General features: G+C 67.5%; 14 protein-coding genes. 8 read left to right on the top strand and 6 right to left on the bottom strand.

The window, feature by feature from the left end; translation table 11 throughout:
• Positions 1-6: 6 nt before the first annotated feature.
• Entirely contained in the window at positions 7-1491 is a 1485-nt protein-coding gene (locus tag PQV94_RS12205; RefSeq protein WP_274286083.1) for a glycoside hydrolase family 5 protein, read from the top strand.
• Between the two features lie 56 nt (positions 1492-1547).
• Here the strand turns inward: PQV94_RS12205 and PQV94_RS12200 are convergent, their stop codons facing one another.
• The 3 genes from PQV94_RS12200 to PQV94_RS12190 form a co-directional block, all read right to left on the bottom strand.
• Positions 1548-2018: a MarR family winged helix-turn-helix transcriptional regulator gene (locus PQV94_RS12200; protein WP_274286082.1), complete on the bottom strand. Its 471-nt coding sequence runs from the start codon at positions 2016-2018 to the stop codon at positions 1548-1550.
• A 10-nt stretch (positions 2019-2028) separates the two neighbouring features.
• On the bottom strand, positions 2029-3630 hold the full coding sequence (locus PQV94_RS12195) for an MDR family MFS transporter (RefSeq protein WP_443192726.1): 1602 nt from the start codon (positions 3628-3630) through the stop codon (positions 2029-2031).
• Between the two features lie 453 nt (positions 3631-4083).
• Positions 4084-4737: a YqaJ viral recombinase family protein gene (locus PQV94_RS12190; protein ID WP_274286080.1), complete on the bottom strand. Its 654-nt coding sequence runs from the start codon at positions 4735-4737 to the stop codon at positions 4084-4086.
• Between the two features lie 317 nt (positions 4738-5054).
• Between PQV94_RS12190 and rplJ the strand changes: the two genes are divergently transcribed.
• From rplJ to PQV94_RS12175, 3 genes are all read left to right on the top strand, one after another.
• Positions 5055-5543, top strand: coding sequence for a 50S ribosomal protein L10 (rplJ, locus tag PQV94_RS12185; RefSeq protein ID WP_137417805.1), 489 nt, complete (start codon positions 5055-5057; stop codon positions 5541-5543).
• 51 nt (positions 5544-5594) lie between these two features.
• Positions 5595-5978 (top strand): 50S ribosomal protein L7/L12, encoded by a 384-nt coding sequence (rplL, locus tag PQV94_RS12180; protein ID WP_137417804.1) that lies wholly within the window; start codon positions 5595-5597, stop codon positions 5976-5978.
• A 182-nt stretch (positions 5979-6160) separates the two neighbouring features.
• Entirely contained in the window at positions 6161-11044 is a 4884-nt protein-coding gene (locus tag PQV94_RS12175; protein ID WP_274286079.1) for an ExeM/NucH family extracellular endonuclease, read from the top strand.
• Between the two features lie 51 nt (positions 11045-11095).
• Here the strand turns inward: PQV94_RS12175 and PQV94_RS12170 are convergent, their stop codons facing one another.
• The gene (locus tag PQV94_RS12170; RefSeq protein WP_274286078.1) at positions 11096-12127 is read right to left on the bottom strand and encodes a LacI family DNA-binding transcriptional regulator; all 1032 of its coding nucleotides are present in this window, start codon (positions 12125-12127) and stop codon (positions 11096-11098) included.
• A 281-nt stretch (positions 12128-12408) separates the two neighbouring features.
• Between PQV94_RS12170 and PQV94_RS12165 the strand changes: the two genes are divergently transcribed.
• The 4 genes from PQV94_RS12165 (at position 12409) to PQV94_RS12150 (ending at position 18696) form a co-directional block, all read left to right on the top strand.
• On the top strand, positions 12409-13740 hold the full coding sequence (locus PQV94_RS12165) for an ABC transporter substrate-binding protein (RefSeq protein ID WP_274286077.1): 1332 nt from the start codon (positions 12409-12411) through the stop codon (positions 13738-13740).
• A 99-nt stretch (positions 13741-13839) separates the two neighbouring features.
• A complete protein-coding gene (locus PQV94_RS12160) occupies positions 13840-15174 on the top strand; it encodes a carbohydrate ABC transporter permease (protein ID WP_274286076.1) in 1335 nt (444 codons plus the stop codon).
• Positions 15171-16145: a carbohydrate ABC transporter permease gene (locus tag PQV94_RS12155; protein WP_137417799.1), complete on the top strand. Its 975-nt coding sequence runs from the start codon at positions 15171-15173 to the stop codon at positions 16143-16145. The genes PQV94_RS12160 and PQV94_RS12155 overlap by 4 nt, the downstream gene beginning before the upstream one ends.
• 85 nt (positions 16146-16230) lie before the next feature.
• The gene (locus PQV94_RS12150) at positions 16231-18696 is read left to right on the top strand and encodes an HAD-IC family P-type ATPase (protein ID WP_274286075.1); all 2466 of its coding nucleotides are present in this window, start codon (positions 16231-16233) and stop codon (positions 18694-18696) included.
• Here the strand turns inward: PQV94_RS12150 and PQV94_RS12145 are convergent.
• Both PQV94_RS12145 and PQV94_RS12140 read right to left on the bottom strand, forming a co-directional pair.
• Positions 18651-19073 (bottom strand): hypothetical protein, encoded by a 423-nt coding sequence (locus PQV94_RS12145; RefSeq protein ID WP_274286074.1) that lies wholly within the window; start codon positions 19071-19073, stop codon positions 18651-18653. The genes PQV94_RS12150 and PQV94_RS12145 overlap by 46 nt on opposite strands.
• A gap of 25 nt (positions 19074-19098) precedes the next feature.
• Entirely contained in the window at positions 19099-19752 is a 654-nt protein-coding gene (locus PQV94_RS12140; protein WP_274286073.1) for a DUF305 domain-containing protein, read from the bottom strand.
• Positions 19753-19756: the final 4 nt, after the last annotated feature.

The raw sequence follows: 19756 nt of genomic DNA, 5'->3' as shown, positions 1-19756 counted from the left end.
CACACCATGCACCGATCCTCCTCACGCGCCCCTCGACGGTGGGGCCTGGCGTTCGCGTCGGCTCTCGCCGCCGTGGCGTTGTCCGTCCCTCTTGCGGCGCACGCGGCCGCGGAGCCAGAAGCCGCAGCGGCGGATGCGGCGCCGCTACCCGCCCTGCAGGTCGAGGGTAACCGCATCGTCGATGCCAACGGCGACGATGTGGCGCTGCGCGGCGTCTCCGTTCTCGCCCCCGAACAGAACGACCTCTGCGAGTACTGCAATGCGCGCCCCACATCCGAGCTCATCGACGTGGCCGTCGACTGGAACTCGCGCGTCGTTCGCCTGCCGGTCACCGAGATCGGTGCGACGACGGATCTCGCCGCCTACGACGCTCAGTACATCGCCCCCTATGTGACACAGGCAGTCGAGCGCGGCGTCTACCTCATCATCGACCTGCACCTCGTGCGCAACTACGGGGATGCGGCCGGCGCCGTGCCGCGTTCGACGGTCGAGCGGTTCTGGGACTACATCGCGCCCATCTACGGCTCGAACCCCAACGTGGTGTTCGAAGTGTTCAACGAGCCGATCTCTCCGGCGAGCTGGACGACCTGGAAGGACTACATCCAGCCGGTGGTCGACGGCATCCGCGAGGTGGCGCCCGACACGCTGCTTCTGATGGGGTCTCCGCAGTGGAGCACGATGCTCAACGGCGCGCTGACCGACCCCATCGTCGGAGACGACATCGCCTACGTCTACCACCTGTATCCGAACCAGGGTGCGCCGACGACCGCGCTGCTGGATCAGAAGTTCGGCACCGCGGCCCAGACGCTTCCCGTCGTGGTCAGCGAGTTCGGTTGGAACCCGCCGGGGGAGTTCTCGGACTCGATCACCGCGGGCACCACGACGAACTGGGGCGTGCCGTTTCGCACATACATGGATGCGCGCCCCTGGATCGGATGGCAGGCGTGGATCCTCGACAACTTCTGGAAGCCCCAGATGTTCGACTACGACTGGAACATCCTCGCCGGTGAGCACCAGGGCCAATTCGTGAAGGACTGGCTCGCGGGCTCGCCCAACACATCACCCTGCGCGGATCACGACGCGATCGGCGCCGGCGTGCAGGTGTCCTCGCAGAACAGCGCGTCCACGCCGGGCTCGAAAGCGGTCGACGGTGATTGCTCGGATGCCGGCCGCTGGCTCTCCGCGGTGGGGGATACGACGCCCACCGCAACGCTTACTCTCGCCCAGCCGCTCGATGTGGCCTCGGTGGGGATCTACAGCGGATACGGGACGAGCACCGGCACCGTGCTCGTGGACTTCTCGGTCGAGGTGCACACGAACGCCGGGTGGCAGACGGTGGCCACCGTCACCGGCAACACGCAGGGCGCCAGGGAGATCGCCGTCGGCGTCGCCGGGGTCGACCAGTTGAGGCTCGTGGTGACGAACCCCTCCGCCTCGACGACCGAGGCGAAGATCGCCCGCGTGCACGAGATCGCCGTGCACGCCGGCTGAGACGAGCAGGAGCCCCCGCATCGATCGTCGGTGCGGGGGCTCCTCGTTCTGGCCGGTCAGGAGACCGTGTCGGGCCGGATGCCGGCTATCAAGGCCTGGAGCAGGCGGCGCAGGTTGTCGATGTCCGACACGTCCCAGCTCTCGAGTGCGCGCACGAGCACGCCCTCCTGCGGGGCTCGCGCGGCGGCGAGTCGCTCCATCCCGTACTCGGTGGGTGAGAGCAGGCTGGAGCGGCCGTCGGCAGGGTCCGGGGAGCGTGTGATGAGACCGAGGGCTTCGAGCTCGCGTACCGTCCGGCTGAGCTGGCCCTTGTCCAGCAGCAGATGATCCGCCAACGTCGCCTGCGTCACGGTCTCGTGGCGTGCGATGGTCGTGAACACCTTGTACGCCCCGGGGAGAAGCCCCGGGCTGACGCGGTGCGCGTTCTCGCTGATGACGCGTCGGAACTGTCCGATGAGGTCGCTGAACTGTGCCTCGAGAGCACGCACGGCTTCGGTGCGCTCCTCGTCGCTCGACTTCTCGGACATCGCCATCACTCTACTTGCGCTCGTCGCCCGCATCCGGCGTTCCCGGCTGCGTCGCGACGGTGCCGGTCGCCGTCAGCGTGGCCATGGCCTCGGGCACCGAGACCGTCGCGAGATCCGCCTCGGAGGCGTGCGCCCGCTCGGTCGTGGTCATCCGCGTGAGAGGGGTGTTCGGGAGGAACACGATCGCCAGCACGCTGAGCACGGCGACGGGCACCGCGATGAGGAACGCGTGCGAGATGCCGTTCGCGTACACATCCTCGAAGATGACCCGCAGCGGCTCGGGCATGGCCGCAACCTGCGGCAGGGTTCCGGAGCTCAGCTGCGTGGCCCACTCCGCACCCGCCTTGCCGAGTCCGGCGAGCGTGGTGCGGACCTCGTCCGCTCGGTCGGCGAGCAGGTCGGTCACGCGGGCCGCGAGGGCCGCGCCCATGACGGAGACGCCGATCGTGCCGCCGAGGCTGCGGAAGAAGGTGACGCCCGAGCTCGCGGCGCCGATCTCACTCGGGTGGGAGGTGTTCTGCACGACGAGCACCAGGTTCTGCATCGTCATGCCGACGCCGGCGCCCAGCAGGAACATGTACACCGATACCAGGGTGAAGGGGGTGTCGTAGTGGATCGTCGACAGCAGCGCTGAGCCCGCCGTGAGCAGCACGCCGCCCGCCACGAGGTAGGGCTTCCAGTGACCGAATCGCGTGATGAGGGCGCCGACGCCCATGGATGCGACCAGCAGCCCGGCGATCATCGGGATGGTCATGACGCCCGCTTCGGTCGGCGTGGCGCCGCGGGCGGACTGCATGTACTGGCTCAGGTACACGGAGGCGCCGAACATCGCGATGCCCGTGGCGATCGAGGCGATCACGGCCAGGGTGAAGGTGCGGTTGCGGAAGAGTGTCAGCGGGATGAGGGGCTCGCGCACGCGCAGCTCGACCACGATGAACAGAACCGTCGCGATGACCGCGCCGCCGACCATGAACAGCGTGTTCAGGCTCCACCACTCGAAGTCCTTGCCGGCGAGGGTGATCCAGATCAGCAGGAGCGACACGGCGGTGCCCAGCAGGACGATGCCCATGTAGTCGATCGATACCTTGCGCGATGTGCGCTGGGGCAGGTGGAGGGTGCGCTGCACGATCAGCAGTGCCGCGACGGCGAAGGGGAGTGCGACGAAGAAGTTCCATCGCCAGCCCCACGCATCCGTGATGACGCCGCCGAGAAGAGGGCCGCCGACGGTCGCGACCGCCATCACGGCGCCGAACAGGCCCATGTAGCGACCGCGCTCGCGCGGGCTGATGATGTCGGACATGATCACCTGGCTGAGCGCCGCGAGACCACCGGCGCCGATGCCCTGCACCGCGCGGAACGCGATGAGCATCTCAGGGCTCTGCGAGAACCCGGCAGCCGCCGTGGCGAGCACGAAGATCGCGATGGCCAGCTGATAGAGCACCTTGCGGTTCGTGAGATCCGCGAGCTTGCCCCAGATGGGCGTCGTGATCGCGGTGGTCAGGAGGGTCGCCGTGACGACCCAGGTGAACGAGCTCTGGTCTCCGGAGAGGTCGTGGATGATCACGGGGAGCGAGGTCGAGACGACGGTCGATGCGAGCATCGACACGAACATGCCCAGGAGCAGCCCGGACAGTGCTTCGAGGACGTGACGGCGCGAGGTCTTGCTCGACGCGTCCGTCGGTCGGGAGATGGTGGTGGTCACTGCGGCATCCTTCGGTGGGGTGCGGCGTCGTCGGCGCAGGAAGTTGATACATGTCAACGTTTGAGATAGGTCAACCATATGGTCAATCGTTGAGGCGCGTCAACTATTCCCGATCGCGGCGGCGCGTCCCCTCCGTGTTCGAGGGACCCGGGATGCGGCGAATCGGCGGTTTCGGCGACGTTTCGCGTCCCTCGAACCCGGATGCAGTGCGTCCAAGGGACCCGAATTGCCTCGAATCGGCGGTTTCGGCGACGTTTCGCGTCCCTCGAACCCGGATGCGGGGCGAGTCGCGCGGGGCGGGGCGGGGCGAGCCGGAGCGGGGGCGGCGGGGGTCAGTGCGCGGGGGTTCCGGCGGCCGGCGGGTCAGTCGCTGAAGACGAGGGCGCGGTACTCGCGGCGCGGCGGGGCCTCGGGGGCGGGCGCGGGTACACGACCGCGCGTGGTGCGCAGGTGCAGCTCGTCGATGAGAGCGGTCGCGAGGCGGACGAGCTTGCCGATCTCGACCTCGTCGCGCTCGACCCACGCGCACCGCGGCTCGTCGTCGATGGGGACGAACCCGTCGTGCTGCTCCCAGGCGACGAGCGTGCGCTCGGCTCCGAGAACGTGCTGCTGCCACCACACCTGGCGCAGGTAACCGCGCGGGATCGACCGCCACGACTTGTTGGTGGTCTTGATCTCCGCCAGGGTCACCCGCCCCTCGGCGTCGACGGCGATGCCGTCGGGGGTCGCGAGGTGGCGCTTCTCCACGACCGCGTGAAAGAGGGCGGATGAGGGTTGGATGCCGTGGGTCGCCGCGACCCAGGCGGCGATCTCGGGCTCGCGTCGCCGACCGTGATCGGTGTAGGCGTTGCCGGAGAACCTCGAGCCGCCCAGCTTCTGGTCGGCGGCCTTCGCGATCGCCCGCTCACTCGTGAGCGAGGCCACATCCGTCGCCGTGATGCCACGCGAGCGGGCCCGGATCCACGCCACCCGATCGCGGGAGTCCGCGACGATGCGGGCGGCGAGTTCGGGGGTCACCTCTCGAGGGTACGCCCGGCGACGGACGTCCCTGCGAGCGACATGCGACGCGTGGTCTGGGCGGGGACGCCCCGATTTGGGTCAGTGGGCAACGTGGCGTACTCTGGGTCGTAAGCCAAAGACCGCTGGTCATCGCTGTGCGTGTAAACGTGACGCGATCGAAGCTCTGCACTGCAGGGGCCCGCGCAGGTGACACTGAACTTCCTCCTTCGGGAACCGAGCTCCGTGCGCTTGCGCCGGAGCTTTTGTCATGTGCGGGTGGGTCGAGGCCGACGCTCCGCCACCGCGGGGTGTCACGTTCACATCAAGGAGTGACCATGGCGCAGAAGGATGCATCGGTCGCCGAGCTCACGAAGAACTTCGAGGACTCGACTGCCGTTCTGCTGACCGAGTACCGCGGTCTGACGGTTGCCCAGCTCAAGCAGCTGCGCAACAGCATCCGTCAGGACGCGAGCTACGCCGTGGTGAAGAACACGCTGACCAAGATCGCCGCGAACAACGCGGGGATCACGGCGCTGGACGAGGACCTCAAGGGTCCCTCGGCCGTGGCGTTCGTGCACGGTGACTTCGTCGCCACCGCCAAGGCTCTGCGTGACTTCGCCAAGGCCAACCCGCTTCTCGTGATCAAGGGCGGCATCTTCGAGGGCAACGCCCTGAGTGCCGACGAGGTCAACAAGTACGCCTCCCTGGAGAGCCGTGAGGTTCTGCTGGCGAAGGCCGCGGGCATGATGAAGGCGACGATGGGCAAGGCTGCGGCCACCATCGACGCGCTTCGCGAAAAGCTGGAGACCGCCGAGGCCGCGTAAGCGTCCGGCGAGCTCTTTCCCACACACCCCCACCTATCTAGGAGATACATCATGGCGAAGCTCACCACTGAGGAGCTGCTCGAGCAGTTTGCCGGCCTGACCCTCGTCGAGCTCAGCGAGTTCGTGAAGGCGTTCGAGGAGAAGTTCGACGTCACCGCTGCCGCCCCCGTCGCCGTCGCCGGCGCTGCGGGTGCCGCTGGTGGCGCGGAAGAGGTCGAGGAGAAGGACTCCTTCGACGTCATCCTCGAGGCTGCTGGCGACAAGAAGATCCAGGTCATCAAGACGGTCCGCGAGCTCACCTCGCTCGGCCTCGGCGAGGCCAAGGCTCTCGTGGACGGCGCTCCCAAGCCCGTTCTCGAAGGCGCCAACAAGGAGACCGCCGACAAGGCGAAGGCCGCTCTCGAAGAGGCCGGCGCGACGGTCACCCTCAAGTAAGGTCCTCACCTTCTTCACGAAGGCCCCGGATGCGTTCGCCGCATCCGGGGCCTTCGTGCGTCCGCGTGCGTAGCACGCTCTCATGAGAGCAATCTCACCGAACCGTCATCTTCTCGTAAGCCAGGAGGGGGGTCTGGCTTCGTAGTCTCCTGAATGTCCCTCAGCAAAACCTCAGGAGATCCATGTCCCCCTCCCAGCCGAAGCGCCCGCTCGCGGCGCTCGCCTTCGGGGTCGGAACCGCGGTCGTCGCAGGCATGTTCGTGCCCGCCGTCGCCGTTGCTGCCGAACCCGCCGACGTCATCATCAACGAGGCCTACGTCAACGGAAGCAACGGCGCAGCCTTCAAGAGCCGCTATGTGGAGCTGTACAACGCCGGTGGCGAGGCGCAGTCCCTCGACGGATGGTCGCTGCAGTACACCTCCGCGACCGGTTCGAACATCGGGGTCCAGAAGCTGAGCGGCACCATTCAGGCCGATGACTACTTCCTGGTGTCGCTGCCCGGAAGCACCGGCGGCCTCGCAGATCTCCCGGTCACCCCCGACTTCGTGGGAACCAGCATCACTCCGAGCGGTTCCAACGGCGTGATCTGGCTCTCCGATATGGCGACGGCAGCCACCCTGCCCGCAGGCCCCGCCTCGGTGGTCGACGCGCCCGGCATCGTGGACCTCATCGGGTACGGCACCGCGAACCGTTACGAGGGTTCTCCCGCCGCGACGGTCAACGGGCAGCAGTCCCTTTCGCGCACCGGCAACGTCGACACCGATGTGAACGCGACGGACTTCACGGCGCAGACGCCGAGCCCGCAGGCGGCAGCGGTATCGGGCACCGATCCCGATCCGGGTACCGACCCTGATCCGGGTACCGACCCTGACCCCGGCACCGACCCCGATCCGGGCACTGACCCCGGAACGCCCACGGTCACGGCGATCGCCGACATCCAGGGCACGGGTGACGCGACGCCGCTGTCGGGTGCGACCGTCACCACCCGCGGTGTCGTCACGGGCGCCTACGCGGCCGGCGGCTTCAACGGCTTCACGATCCAGACCCCCGGCACGGGCGGCACGGTGGACGCCTCCCACGCCGCATCCGACGCCGTCTTCGTGTACGGCGGAAGCGGAGATGCCGGAGCTGCCATGGCGGCGAAGGCCCCGATGGGCGCCTACGTCGAGGTGACCGGCGTCGCGGGCGAGTTCAATGGGCTCACCCAGCTCAACGTCTCCGCGGGCACCGTCACCACGATCGATGAGCAGGTCGCGCCCGTGACCCCGGTGCCGCTCACCTGGCCGATCGCCCCGGCCGACCGCGAGAAGTTCGAGAGCATGCTCGTGGCTCCCCAGGGTCAGTTCACGGTGAGCAACACGTACACGACGAACCAGTACGCGGAGATCGGGCTCGCCTCCGGCGACAAGCCGCTGATCACGCCGACCGACGTCGCTCCGGTCGGGACGCAGGAGTACACGGACGTCGTCGCCGACAACGCCGCGCGCGGTGTCGTGCTCGATGACGGAGCGTCGATCAACTTCCTCGGCGGCACGACCAACAAGGCGATCCCGCTGCCGTACCTGACCGACGTCGATGTCACGGTGGGCGCAGCGGTCTCCTTCACGCAGCCGGTGATCCTCGACTACCGCAACAACGCGTGGAAGGTGCAGCCGACGGCCCAGGTCACGGCGGGCGGTCCGCTGCCCGTGACCATCGGCTCGGCACGCGCCGCATCCGCTCCCAACGCGGTGGGCGGAGACATCTCGATCGCCAGCTTCAACGTGCTGAACTACTTCACCACGACGGCAGCGGATGTGGGATGCACCTCGGTCTACACCGACCGTGACGGCAACCCGATCACGGCGAACCAGTGCCCGAACAACGGCCCGCGCGGTGCCGCAACCGATGTCAGCCTGAAGCGTCAGCAGGACAAGATCGTCAAGGCGATCAACGCGCTCGGTACCGAGGTCGTCTCGCTCGAGGAGATCGAGAACTCGGCGGCCTTCGGCGAGAACCGCGATTCGGCCCTGTCGACCCTGGTCGACGCGCTCAACGCCGACCTCGTCGCCGACGAGTGGGCGTACGTCCCCTCGCCCACGCAGGTGCCCGCCGGTGAGGACGTCATCCGCACCGCGTTCATCTACAAGGCCGACGTCGTCTCCCCGGTCGGTGATTCCGTCATCGATCTCGACGACGCGTTCGTCAATGCCCGGCGACCGCTCGCCCAGGCCTTCGCGCCCAAGGGCGAGACGGATGCGGCCTTCCTCGCGATCGTGAACCACTTCAAGTCGAAGGGTGACAACCGCGACAACCCGGCCACCGGCGACAACGCCAACGGTCCGCAGGGCGCCTACAACGGCGACCGCGTGCGCCAGGCGCAGGCGCTCGTGGACTTCGCCGCGGAGCGCAAGGACGCAGCCGGCACCGACCGGGTGTTCCTGCTCGGCGACTTCAACTCATACACGCAGGAAGACCCGATGCAGGTCCTCTACGCGGCCGGCTACACCGACCTGGGTTCGCGCACGGGCAAGCACACGTACTCGTTCGAGGGTGCCAGCGGCTCGCTCGACCACGTGCTCGCCTCGCAGGCGGCACTGCCCGCTGTGACCGGTGTGGACGTGTGGAACATCAACGCGGGGGAGTCGATCGCACTCGAGTACAGCCGCTACAACTACAACGCGACGAACTTCTACGAGGTCTCGCCGTACCGCTCCAGCGACCACGACCCCGTCGTGGTAGGCGTCGCGTGGCAGCCGTCGGTGCCGATCAACCTGCTGAACATCAACGACTTCCACGGTCGTATCGATGCCAACACGGTCAAGTTCGCCGGCACGGTGGAGCAGCTGCGCGCCGAGTATGGCGACGACAACACGCTGTTCCTCTCCAGCGGTGACAACATCGGCGCTTCGCTGTTCGCCTCGTCCTTCGAGGACGACCAGCCCACCATCGACGTGCTCAACGCCCTCGGGCTGAAGGCGGCGACGGTCGGCAACCACGAGTTCGACAAGGGCTTCGACGACCTGAAGAACCGCGTGCAGCCGGCGGCGGACTTCACGTACCTGGGTGCGAACGTCTACAAGAAGGGCACGACGACGCCGGCGCTGCCGGAGTACGCGACCTTCGAGGTCGGTGGCCTCACGGTCGCCGTCATCGGAGCGGTGACCGAGGAGACGCCGACGCTGGTGACGCCGGCCGGCATCGCTGACATCGAGTTCGGAGACCCGGTGGATGCGGTCAACCGCGTCGCCGCGAAGCTCGAGGCCGAGGGCGATGTCGATGTGATCGTGGCCGAGTACCACGAGGGTGCTGCTGCGGGCGATGCCGAGAAGGCGAATCTGGCCGACGAGATCGCGGACGGCAAGGCGTTCGCCGACATCGTGCAGAACACCTCCGCATCCGTCGACGCGATCTTCACGGGTCACACGCACAAGAAGTACGCGTGGGATGCGCCGATCCCCGGCGAGCCCGGCAAGACCCGTCCCGTGGTGCAGACCGGAAGCTACGGCGAGAACATCGGTCACGTCGTGCTCAACGTCGACCCCGAGACGGGAGACGTCCTCTCCTATGAGAAGGAGAACGTCGCCCGCACCAAGGCCGACGACGCCGAGCTCGTCGCCGCGTATCCGCGTGTCGCCGAGGTGAAGGAGATCGTGGACGGCGCGCTCGCCCGAGCGAAGGTCGTCGGCGACCAGCCGATCGGCTCCGTCTCGGCGGACATCACGACGGCCTTCGAGGGCGGGTCCTTCGTCGACGGCGCTTACGCGGGCGGTACGCGAGACAACCGCGCGGCGCAGTCCACGCTGGGAAACCTCGTCGCCGACTCGCTCGTGGCGACGCTCTCCGACCCGCTTCGCGGTGGGGCTGAGATCGGCGTGGTGAACCCCGGCGGGCTTCGTGCCGAGCTGCTGCGCGGCGATGACGGAGTGATCACCTTCGCCGAGGCGAATGCCGTGCTGCCGTTCGTGAACAACCTCTGGACCACGACCCTCACGGGAGAGCAGTTCACGCAGGTTCTCGAGGAGCAGTGGCAGACGAACGCGGACGGTTCCATCCCTTCGCGTCCGTACCTGGCGCTCGGTCTGTCGAAGAACGTGACCTACACCTACGACGCGGATGCGCCGCAGGGATCCCACATCACGGGCGTCTGGATCGACGGCAAGCCGATCGATCCGAACGGTTCGTACCGGATCGGCTCGTTCAACTTCCTGCTGACCGGCGGCGACAACTTCCGCACCTTCACGCAGGGCACCGACACGCGCGACTCGGGTCTCATCGACCGGGATGCGTGGATCTCCTACCTGACGGCGAACAGCCCGGTCTCGCCGAGCTACGCCACGCGTAGTGCCGAGGTGACGGGGCTCCCGGGCGCCGTCGAGGCGGGGTCGCAGGTGTCGTTCCAGGTGAGCGGTCTGAACCTGACATCGCTCGGCAGCCCCGAGACGACCTCGTTGCTGGTGAGCATCGAGGGCAGCCAGAGCGTTCTCGATCCGATCGGGGTCGTCGACGGCTCCGCGACGGTTGCCTTCACCGTGCCCGCCGACGCCCCTGCCGCGAGCACGATCGTGATCCAGGCGCCGGAGACGGGGACCGAGCTGCGGCTTCCGCTGACGGTGACCGGCGGTTCGACGGGCGGCGGAACGGACACGCCGCCGACCACCACGCCGCAGCCGGTGGACCCGAGCCAGCTCATTCCCGCGCTGCAGGACCTCATCAAGGTCATCGCGGGCGAGCTGCGTGCGGGGTCCACGATCACGATCCATGTCGGCACGCAGTACGCGGGCGACTGGGTGACCGTGTGGCTGTACTCGACGCCGCGTCAGCTCGGCGGATGGCACCAGGTGGATGCGGCGGGCAACGTCACTGTGACGCTCCCTGCCGACCTCAGCGGCGACCACCGTCTGGTCGTGCTGGACGCCTCGGGCCAGGTGATCGGCTGGCAGGCGGTGTCGATCGCTCCGCGATCGGGCGCGCTCGCCGCCACCGGCGCCGAGACGCAGTGGATCGCGGGCGCGCTGCTCGCGGCGTCGCTCCTGCTGGCGCTCGGTATCGTCGGCCGGGCCGTCCCGGTGCGTCGACGCCACTGAGCCAGAACGGATGACGCGAGGGCGTCGGCGCTTCGGCGCCGGCGCCCTCTGTCACACGGTGGCGTCCGCGGTGGCGCGATCCGAGCGCAGCGGACCGGTCGAGCTGCGCACGATGAGTCGCGGCTTGAGGCGTTGGATGACGGGGGCGAGCGTCGGGTCCTGGATCTGACGCATGAGCAACTCGACGGCCGCGGCTCCCTGATCGCGCGGAACCTGACGGAAGGTGGTCAGCGCGAACATCTCGGCGAACTCGTGGTCGTCGATACCGATGACGCTCAGCGCCGCCGGAACATGCAGACCGAGGCGCCTGGCCGCGATGATGGCGCCGATGGCGACCTCGTCGCATGCAGCGACGATCGCGGTGGGCCGCGTGCGGGCATCGCTGAGAAGCTCGACCGCGGCGTCGTAGCCCGCGGGCAGCGTCAGCTCCGACTCCGTGTGGGTGGCCTCTTCGGCCAAGCCCGCATCCGCCATCGACTGCATGTAGCCGTCGAGTCGCGACGATTCCACGTGCGGCCACCGAGTGCGTGAGCCCGCGCCCAGAAAGGCGATGCGACGGTGCCCGAGCTCGATGAGATGCTCGGTGGCCCTGCGCGCAGTGAGCGCGTCGTCGAGAGTCACGACACTCGTGCGTTCGTGGTTGCCGACCACGCTCACGACGGGCTTGCCTAGGGCGAGCATGCTGTCCAGCTCGTTCTCCTCGGGCTCGAGACCGACGGCGATCAGACCGTCGAATCGCTTGCGCGTCAGAAAGCTCTCGAAGATCCGCTCGCGCGTGTCGCTGCCCGGCTTGGCGTCGTAGAGGGTCAGATCCAGGCCGCGCTCCAGAAGAGCAGCCTGGATTCCTTCCAGCACCTCGGCGAAGAACCACCGGTTGACGTAGGGCATGACCACACCGATGTTCTGGGTGCGGCCGGTCGACAGACTCTGCGCATTGGTCGACGGCACGTAGCCCAGCATCTCGGCGGCGCGAGTGACACGGACTCTCGTTTCCTCGGAGACGTAGCCGGAGCCGCTGAGCGCGCGCGACGCCGTGGACTTGGAAACACCGGCCTGACGCGCGACATCGGCGATTCCGCTCATGAGAGCCACCCTCTTCCTCGACGGGTGATGTGGGGACGCTCCACATGGTAAACGAAATCCCCTCCAATAGGGAACCGGTTCCACATTGCGGCAGATCTCCGGGAGCGCTCCCATAGGTCTGCACAGACCCTTCGGGAGCGCTCCCATAGCAGGTTATCGAGTTGTGATCGTTCGCTGTTGTGTCGGATGCGGGATTCGATTACGGTGGCCTGGAATCGGTTCCTGAGTGAACCCGATACGCGGGGCAAGATGCCCCTGCGTGCTCAAAGAGGAGGAATCACATGACCAGGTCACAGCGACGTCGGGTGCTTGTCCCGATGGCTCTGTTGGGAGTCGCCGGCCTTGCACTCGCAGGCTGTGCCGAGACCAGTTCGTCCCAGGGTGGCGGCTCGGTCGAGGGCGCGACGGTCCAGATCGCCGGCGGTATCACCGGTGGAGAGGCGGATGCGCTCAACAAGTCCTTCGAGCAGTTCACCGCCGACACGGGCATCAAGGTCGTCTACACGGGTGACAAGAGCTTCGAGGGCAACATCGTCACGAAGGTGACCGGCGGCTCGGCCCCCGACATCGCCATCGTCCCGCAGCCGGGTCTGCTCAAGTCCCTCATCGAGACCGGTGAGGTCAAGGAGGGCTCCGACGCCGTCTCCAAGAACGTCGACGAGTACTGGTCCGCGGACTGGAAGAACTACGGCAGCCTCGACGGCAAGTTCTACGCGGCGCCGATGCTCGGCAACGTCAAGGGCTACGTCTGGTACTCGCCCGCCAGCTTCAAGGAGTGGGGTGTCGAGGCTCCCAAGACGTGGGACGACCTCCTGACGCTCACCCAGACCATCCGTGACAAGACCGGTGCTGCACCGTGGTGCGCGGGCTTCGCATCCGACGCCGCGTCCGGTTGGCCGGGCACGGACTGGATCGAAGACCTCGTGCTGCGTCAGTCCGGCGCCGACGTGTACGACCAGTGGGTCGACAACGAGGTGAAGTTCACCGACCCGCAGATCAAGGAGGCCTTCGAGGCCGTCGGCAAGATCCTGCTGAACCCGGACTACGTCAACGCGGGCTACGGCGACGTCAAGAGCATCAACTCCACCGCATTCGGTGACGTCGCGGCCGCGGTCGCCGACGGTCGTTGCGCCCTGACGCACCAGGCGTCGTTCCTGTCGGCGAACTTCCTCGAGGCCAAGACCGCCTCGGGTGAGACGCCCACCGTCGCCCCCGACGGTGACGTCTATGCGTTCCTGCTGCCGGGCATCACCGCCGACGGTGAGCAGTACGTCGAGGCCGGTGGCGAGTTCGTGACCGCGTTCAGCGACGACGAGGCCGTGCAGAAGGTCGTCGAGTACATGTCGACTCCCGAGTTCGCGGACGCTCGCGTCAAGCTCGGCGGCGTCATCTCGGCCAACAAGGGCGCCGACCCGTCGCTCGCCTCCAGCGAGTTCCTGACAGACGCCATGAAGACGCTGCAGGACCCGTCCACGGTCGTCCGCTTCGACGCCTCCGACCTGATGCCGGCAACGGTGGGTCAGGGCTCGTTCTGGAAGGGGATGGTCAACTGGATCGACGGCCGTCCGCTCGACCAGGTGCTCAGCGACATCCAGGCGGGATACAACAACTAATCCCGTCGGCTCGCTCGCGACCGCGGGGTCGTCCGGCTCTCACGCCGGGCGGCCCCGCGGCCCCGCCCGCGGGCGGCCGCCCGGACGACAAGGACCCAGATGTCCCAGACGAAAACGACGGAGCCGCTCGTCTTCCATGACGAGCTCCAGCCTCCGAAATCGCCCCGCGCGCGCAAGATCGCGACGATCATCGCCATCGCCGCCGCGGCTCTCGTCGTCGTCGCCGCGCTTCTGCTGTGGCTGAGCCCGCAGGTTGACGACGCGCCGCCGACTTCGCTCGGTTTCTCCCTCAACAGCTTCTTCATCTGGCTCGGCGGGCTGAACCCCATCGTGCAGATCCCGATCGTGCTGATCGTGTTCGGCGCCGTGGTCGGACTCGTCCTGCTGCTCATCGAGTTCGCACCCCGTCGAGGTCGCGGCTACATGTGGCTGCGCGTCGTCGCGTGCTTCGCGATTCCGCTGCTCGCCTTCATGCTGCTGCGCCCCTACCAGAACGCACTCGTCTACGTCCTCGCCATCGCGCTGGGCGTGGGAGCCCTGCTCTTCTTCGCCGACTACCGATCCCGCGAAGGGGCGGGATACGTGTTCCAGCTGGTCGTCTTCCTGGCGCCGGCGATGCTGCTGCTCCTGCTGGGACTCATCTACCCGGCGATCTCGACCTTCTTCCAGTCGTTCTTCGACAAGACGGGCGACAACTTCGTCGGCCTCGAGAACTACATCTGGACCTTCACGAACCCCGAGGGATTCTGGTCGGTCATCAACACGATCATCTGGGCCCTGTTCGCCCCGACGCTCTCGACGATCATCGGCCTCGCCTACGCCGCCTTCATCGACCGTGCGCGCGGAGAGAAGATCCTCAAGGTGCTCGTGTTCATGCCCGTCGCGATCTCGTTCGTCGGTGCGGGCATCATCTGGAAGTTCGTCTACGACTACCGCCAGGGCGAGCAGATCGGTCTGCTCAACGCCATCGTCACGATGTTCGGCGGCGACCCGGTCGGCTGGCTCGACGCGCAGCCGCTCATCAACACGTTCGCCCTCCTGGCCGTGTTCGTCTGGACCCAGACCGGTTTCGCCATGGTGATCCTCTCGGCCGCCATCAAGGCGATCCCGACCGAGCAGCTGGAGGCTGCGCAGCTCGACGGCGCGTCGGCCTGGCAGCGCTTCACGAACGTCACGGTCCCCGGCATCCGCTCGTCGCTGATCGTCGTGCTGACCACCATCACGATCGCGTCGCTGAAGGTGTACGACATCGTCGCCGTCATGACCGGCGGTCGCTCGAACACCTCGGTGCTGGGCTTCGAGATGGTCAACCAGCAGCAGCGGTTCCAGAGCTACGGGCACTCCTCGGCGTTGGCCGTCGTGCTCTTCCTGTTCGTGCTGCCGCTGATCATCTACAACGCGCGTCAGATGCGCAAGCAGAAGGAGATCCGATGAGCGCCGCCGCCCCGACCACGCCGGCGTTCGACGCCAAGGCTGCGCGCAAGGTCGCGCGCGACACACGCCGCAACGAGAAGACGGCGCAGAAGCGGATGACGTCGAAGACGGCCACGCTGATCGCGATCATCATCGCGATCTTCTGGACCATCCCGACCTTCAGCCTCTTCGTCACCTCTTTCCGCCCCGGCGCCGACTCCCAGACGAGTGGATGGTGGACGGTCTTCGTCGACCCTGCGTTCACCCTCGACAACTACTTCGACGCGCTCACCTCGGGTGGGACCGCGTTGACGCTGGGGGAGTCGTTCCTCAACTCGCTCGCCATCGCCATTCCCGCCACAGCCATCCCGATCGCACTGGCGTCGCTGGCCGCGTACGCGTTCGCCTGGATCGACTTCAAGGGCAAGAACGGCCTGTTCATCTTCGTGTTCGCACTGCAGATCGTGCCGATCCAGATGGCACTCGTGCCACTGCTCAGCCTGTTCTCGCGCGGTCTCGAGATCAACGGCGTCGCCGTCTTCCCGGGCTTTGAGTTGCGCGGCGTGGAGCACAGCTTCGCGACGGTGTGGATCGCGCACGCGATCTTCGCCATGCCGCTGGCGATCTTCCTGCTGCACAACTTCATCTCGGAGATTCCGAGCGAGGTCATCGAGGCGGCGCGCGTGGACGGCGCCGGTCACGGGCAGATCTTCTTCCGCATGATCCTGCCCCTGGCGATGCCGGCGATCGCGTCCTTCGCGATTTTCCAGTTCCTGTGGGTATGGAACGACCTGCTGGTGGCCACGATCTTCGCGCCGAGCTCATCGCTGCCGCTGACGCAGACGTTGAACTCCCTCTCAGGATCGTGGGGCGACCGCTGGTACCTCCAGTCCGCGGGTACGTTCATCTCGATCATCGTTCCGTTGATCGTGTTCTTCGCCCTGCAGCGGTTCTTCGTGCGCGGTCTGCTGGCCGGCGCAACGAAGGGCTGACGCCGCGCGAGACGCACATCAGGGGTCGCATCCGTGAGGGTGCGGCCCCTGATGCACGCGAGCGGTGGACGGATAGGGTGAGCGCATGCAGCAGGGGGCGGGCCCATCCGATCAGACGCTGTCGATCGCCGATCCGGACACCGGCCTCGACGCTGAGGAGGCGGCACGGCGCCTCGCCGCGGGCCTCGGCAACTCAGTCGACGCCGACACATCGCGCAGCGTCTGGAACATCGTCCGTGCCAACGTGTTCACCCTCTTCAACGGCATCGTCGGAGCATGCTTCCTGGTGCTGCTGCTGGTGGGACGGTGGCAGGACGCCCTGTTCGGCCTGGCCGCCTTCGCCAACGCGATCATCGGCACAGTGCAGGAGTTCCGCGCGAAGCGCGCCCTCGATCGCCTGGCGCTGTTGAATGCCCCGCGCGCCCGGGTGCGACGCGACAGCCGCGAGGCCGAGATCGCGCCGGCGGACGTGGTGCTCGGCGACGTGCTCGTGCTGCGGGCGGGCGATCAGATCGCCGCGGACGCGGTGCTGGAGCGCTCCACCGCGCTGCAGGTCGACGAGTCGATGCTGACCGGCGAATCGGATGCGGTCGACAAGCGCCCAGGCGACGAGGTGCTCTCGGGGTCCATCGTCGTGGGCGGCGAGGGCGATGCGCGGGTCGACAAGGTCGGCGCGGACTCCTACGCGAACCGCTTCCAGTCCGAGGCCAAGCGCTTCTCCATGGTGCGCAGCGAACTTCGCACGAGCATCGACCGCGTGCTGAAGTGGGTGAGCTGGGGGATCGGCCCGATCGGTCTGCTCGTGCTCAATGCGCAGGTGATGGTCGCGGGCGGCTGGGCGGTCATCTTCTCCGAGGGACGGTGGGAGCAGGCGGTCGTCAACACCATCGCGTCGCTCACGGCGATGATCCCGTTGGGTCTCGTGCTCATGACCTCCATCGCCTTCGCGGTCGGGGCGGCGAAGCTGGCCGCAAAGCAGGTGCTGGTCAACGAACTGCCGGCCGTGGAAGGACTCGCCAGGGTCGACGTGATCTGCCTCGACAAGACCGGCACGCTGACCGAAGGGGAGATCACTTTCGACGCCGCGCATCCGTTGCCGGACGCGACGGGTGCCTGGCAGAGCGCGCTCGCCTGGTACGGCGCGGCGCCCGATGCCAACGCCACGGCTCGGTGTCTCAGGGAGCCGTACCCTGAGGCACCCGCCACCGCTCCGACCGCGCGGATCGGGTTCTCATCCGCTCGCAAGTGGAGCGCGGTCTCCTTGGCGGGGACGACCTGGGTGCTCGGTGCTCCCGAGATGGTCTTTCCGCAGGAGGCATCCGATGCCGCATCCGTGCTCGGCGAGCTCGTGACGGGACTCGCCTCACGGGGCCTGCGCACGCTCGTGCTGGCGCAGGCGCCGGTCGAGCTCGACGATCGCCACGTGGCGGAGGAACGGCTTCCCGATGCGCTCAGGCCCGTCGCGGTCGTCACGTTCCGCGAGCGCGTCAGGGCGGATGCGGCCGAGACCCTCACCTATTTCCACGCGCAGGGCGTCGGGGTGCGCATCATCTCCGGCGACAACCCGCGCACGGTTGCGGCCATCGCCCGCGATGTGGGCCTCGACGTCGCCGAGGGATACGACGCGCGTACGCTCCCCGAGGATGTCCAGGAGCTGGCCGACGTGCTCGAGACGCACACGGTGTTCGGTCGGGTGACGCCCGAGCAGAAGAAGGCCATGGTGCTTGCCCTGCAGAGCCGCGGACACACCGTTGCGATGACCGGGGACGGCGTCAACGACGCGCTCGCCATCAAGAGCGCCGACATGGGGATCGCGATGAACTCCGGCGCCGCCGCGACGAAGGCGGTCGCGCGCATCGTCCTGCTGGACGGCCGGTTCTCCCACCTTCCGGACGTCGTCGCCGAGGGGCGCCAGGTCATCGCGAACATCGAGCGCGTGTCGATGCTGTTCCTCACCAAGACCGCCTACGCGACGGCTCTGGCCATCCTGTTCGGCACGCTCGTCCTGTCATTCCCGTTCCTGCCGCGCCAGCTGTCGATCACCGACGGGCTGACCATCGGCATCCCGGCGTTCTTCCTCGCACTCATGCCGAACGCCCGACGCTACATCCCCGGTTTCCTGCCCCGCTCACTGGCGTTCGCCCTGCCGTCGGGGATCATCGTGGCGCTCACGCTCACCGGATACACCCTCGTCGCCCGTTCGATCGGCGTCGAGGAGGACCAACTGCGCACGGGGTCGACGATCATCCTGGCGGTCGTGGGCATCTGGATCCTGTCGATCCTGTCGCGCCCGCTCAACCGCTTCAAGGTGATCGTGATCGGCGTCATGTTCATCGCGTTGATCACGCTGTTCACGGTGCCGGTGTCGATCGAGTTCTTCCAACTCGTCGATCCGGGGCGCGAAGGCGCGTACGCGCTGACGCTGTTCGTGATCGTCGCGATCGGCGCGATCGAGATCGTGCGCCTCTTCCACGTGCGGTTCGTGCGGGCCTCGCTCGCGCGTTCTCAGGGGGTGAAGGGGTCCGGCGCGCTCTCCCGCGAGCGGAAGTAACGCGAACCCAGCGGCGTCCACATGACGAGGAGGAGGGCGATCTGCAGGGCGATCTGCACGAAGAGCAGGCCGTCCCACGCATCGCTGGTGACGATCGTGATCACGTGAAGCGTGAGCTGAATGGCGATGTAGATCGTGACCAGCAGCCGTGAGAGCCGGCTGCCGCGCGCGATTCCCGACGCGACCGCGAGCGTCAGCAGGCCGAATAGGATGATGCCCGCGCCGACGAGGGAGACGACGAGCACATCGGCGGCCGCCACGTCGTACCGGCTCAGCAGCACGAGGATGCCGAGCACGACGTTGTACGCCCCCGTGAGGGAGACCAGCACGACCGCGAGGGTCACCGCGACGGGACGGCGGTCGTGGTGCTGGTTCACGCGACCACCATAGCGGCCGCCCGCGTCAGCCGACCGAGCAGCCCAGCCGTGCCTGAGAGGCGCGCATCGCGTCGATCTCCGCGGTCTGGTTGACCTTCATCGTCTCGGCGACCTGCAGCACGCGGGGGATGCTGCCCCGATCGAGCACCGCGTCGGCCATGGGGATGGCGCCCTCGTGGTGACGGATCATGAGCGTCAGGAACTGGCAGTCCAGCGCGGTGCCGGTCGCGCTGCGGAGGTCGGCGAGCTCTGCATCGGTCGCCATTCCCATCGAGGCGCGCAGCTCTGCCGGATCTGCGTCTGCTCCGGCGCCGTGCGCGCCGTGCTCGTCGGTGTCGCCCATCCAGCTCATCAGGGTGCCCTGCTGCGGCACGCCCCACTGTGCCAGCCACTCGAACATCATCCCGTTCTGGGCAGCCTGGCCCGTCGCGATGTCGTAGGAGAGCGCCTTGACCGTGTCGTCACCGCTGCGCTGGTATGCGATCATCGCCATCTCGACGGCCTGGTCGTGGTGCACCTGCATGTCGCGAGCGAAGCCGATATCGGCCGCGTTGGGGACGGCGGGGCCGTTGCTGAAGAGCGAGAAGCGCCCGATCGCGAAGCCGACCGCGATCACGGCGAGCGCGACCAGCCCGATGGTGATCCATCGGGCCGGTCGGCGCTCGGTGCGTTCTGTCATCGGA

The sequence above is a fragment of the Microbacterium sp. Clip185 genome, from assembly GCF_028743715.1.
Taxonomy (GTDB): Bacteria; Actinomycetota; Actinomycetes; order Actinomycetales; family Microbacteriaceae; genus Microbacterium.
Note: the sequence above shows the minus strand (reverse complement) of the source record. Positions and strands in the feature narration are given on the sequence as shown.